This window comes from Cognatishimia sp. (assembly GCF_964229375.1).
Taxonomy (GTDB): Bacteria; Pseudomonadota; Alphaproteobacteria; order Rhodobacterales; family Rhodobacteraceae; genus Cognatishimia.
This window is the reverse complement of sequence record NZ_CAXREH010000172.1, coordinates 1-2,805: the sequence shown is the minus strand read 5'-3', so window position 1 is coordinate 2,805 and position 2,805 is coordinate 1. Positions and strand designations below refer to the sequence as shown.

At 55.9% G+C, this 2,805-nt stretch carries 2 protein-coding genes; one reads left to right on the top strand and one right to left on the bottom strand.

Annotated elements, in window-relative coordinates; translation table 11 throughout:
• Positions 1-431: ParB/RepB/Spo0J family partition protein (locus ACEQWH_RS12760; RefSeq protein ID WP_370231457.1), on the bottom strand; the 431-nt coding region annotated here is incomplete at its 3' end.
• 169 nt (positions 432-600) lie between these two features.
• Here ACEQWH_RS12760 and ACEQWH_RS12755 point away from each other — a divergent pair.
• Positions 601-2,805 (top strand): heavy metal translocating P-type ATPase (locus tag ACEQWH_RS12755; protein ID WP_370231455.1); only part of this gene is annotated, 2,205 nt, incomplete at its 3' end.

Genomic DNA, 2,805 nt, shown 5'->3' with positions numbered 1-2,805 from the left:
GCAGCTTTCATTTTGCGCAGGAAACGTGTGACCTCTGGGTTGAACTGTTGGTCTTGTAAGAGCTCAACGGCCTGGGGGCACACACCATGCAACAAGTTCACACGCGTGTTGATGGCTGAGAGATTGACATTAAACGCGCGTGCTAAGCGCTCTTTGCTGACACCTTTGTCGATTGCGCGACGCAACATATAGTGCTCCTGCACCGTAGACAGTCTATTTATGCGATGATTGTAGGTGTAGGTCTCAAAATCTTTGGCGATAAGACAAGGGGCCTGATCTTCGCCCAATTCCTTGAGTGCGAGCACGCGTAGGTTCCCATCGAGTAGGAGGAAGGTTTCGTTTTGGTCATCTGTTGGGATTATAGAAAGCGGCTCAATCAATCCAATTTCTTTGATGGAAGAGAGGATCTGTTTGAATTTGCGCGTGGTCATCACACCGTCAGGTACTTTCTTGCTTGGCATCAAATGTTCGATGGTGACTAATTGAGGCAGGTTTTCGTAGTTTAAACGAATATCGGACGGGCTGTCGTTTTTCTTCTTGAAGCTCTAGTTGCTGTAGCTCGTATCCTTGCCAAAATAGTCGCGAATCTAGGGATAATTCATGCCACACGTTGCTGCTCATCATGATCACGATCATGCCGCTGCTTCTTCTTCAGAAACAGGTACAAGTTGCTGCGGCGGTGATGCTATCGCGCCAACACAAGTCAGCGCCTCCGACGGGCGAAGTTTTCACGTCAGCGGTTTGGACTGCGCGGAAGAGGTCTCGATACTCAACAAAGTCGTCGGTCCAGAGGTCGGAGGGGCGGAATTTCTGGCCTTTGACGTCATTAACGCCAGAATGACCGTTCTTGAAGGTGGCACGTCAGTGTCCTCGGACAACATTATCAAGGCGGTCGCATCAACAGGCATGACGGCCAAACCGTGGGATGTCGAGGACGCCAGCGCTGATCAGGCTGCACATCTGAAGAAACAAAAGCTGTTCACGATGCTGAGCGGAGGCTTTTGGGCGGCGGGGTTCATTTACCACCTTGTTGAAACTGGCATCGGCGGGGCCATCGGCATTTTTTCCGGCCATGGTGAAGCCGCGATGCCAATTGCGGAAATCGCCTTGTTCGCTGGCGCTATTCTATTAGGTGTGTGGCTGGTCGCACCTAAAGCATGGTCGTCTGCGCGTCGGATCTCTCCTGATATGAACCTGTTGATGGTGGTTGCCGTTGCCGGTGCAATCGCACTTGGAGAGTTCTTTGAGGCCGCGACTGTTGCGTTTTTCTTCTCACTTTCACTGTATCTTGAAAGCTGGAGCGTCGGGCGCGCACGCAATGCTGTCTCGGCACTTCTCGACCTCGCGCCTCCTACGGCGCGGATTATTTACGATGATGGGTCTGAGGCTGATATGCCTGCAGCGGCCGTTGCTATTGGAACCAAGTTCATCGTGCGCGGTGGTGACCGCATTCCTCTCGACGGAGAAGTTGTCGACGGGGCGGGAGCCGTCGACCAGGCCCCCATTACAGGTGAAAGCGCCTTGGTGCCAAAGGAGGCAGGCGACGATGTCTACGCGGGCACCATAAATGGTGAGGGCACGTTGACTGTACGGGCATCGAAGGCCGCGTCTGACACGGTTCTGTCCAAGATCATTCGCATGGTTGGCGATGCGCATTCGCGTCGCGCGGAGGTCGAACAATGGGTGACAAAGTTCGCCCGCATTTACACGCCAGTTGTGATGGTGCTTGCCATTATCATTGCTGTAATCCCCCCACTTGTCGCGGGCGGCGATTGGGGCTTTTGGTTCTACAACGCACTGGTTCTTTTGGTCATCGCCTGCCCTTGTGCTTTGGTGATCTCGACTCCAGTTTCTATTGTCGCGGCCCTCGCCGCCTCGGCGCGCAACGGTGTGCTGATCAAGGGCGGAGCCTATGTCGAAGCCCCGGGTCGCACGACAGCACTGGCCATGGACAAGACCGGTACGATCACCATGAGTGAGCCCGAGGTTGCGGCCATTTATCCGCTTGGTGACACAAGCGAAGCCGAACTTATGGCACGGGCCGTTGCCCTCGAAGCGCGCTCGTCACATCCTCTGGCACGGGCGATCCTTGGCCGTGCAGAGCGAGACGGAATAAAAATTGTCGCCGCCGAGGATACCCGAACCGTTCCAGGACGCGGCCTTGAGGGTCAAATGGATGGTCAGTCCATATGGCTCGGCTCCGATCGGTTTGCCGAGGAAAAGGGCCTTGGCGGGGATATCCCGGCTGATCTACGCAATCAGATCGAAGGCGCTGGAAGCACGCTTGTGGCGATCGGTGACGCGAAAGGCGTCAGCGGCGTTCTCGAACTGCGTGACCGGATCCGGCCAGATGCCAAGGGCATTATCGCGCGCTTGCACGCTCAAGGCGTTAAAAAGATCATCATGCTAACGGGTGACAACGCGGCCACCGCAAGTGCAGTGGCTGCCGAGGTCGGCATCGACGAGGTGCGTGCAGAACTCTTGCCCGAGGACAAGGTCACAGCGATCGAGGAGCTGGTCGCACAATATAGCACCGTCGCAATGATCGGGGACGGAGTGAATGACGCACCGGCAATGGCGCGTGCGCATTACGGCATCGCAATGGGCGCAGTTGGGTCGGACGCTGCGATTGAAACGGCGGACATCGCGCTCATGACCGATGATATCGGCAAAGTTCCATGGCTGATCGGGCATTCGCGCCGGACCATGTCGATCATCAAACAGAACATCGGCCTGTCTTTAGCAACCAAGGCAGTCTTCGTAGTCGCGACCGCCTTTGGCATGGCGTCCATGTGGGGCGCGATC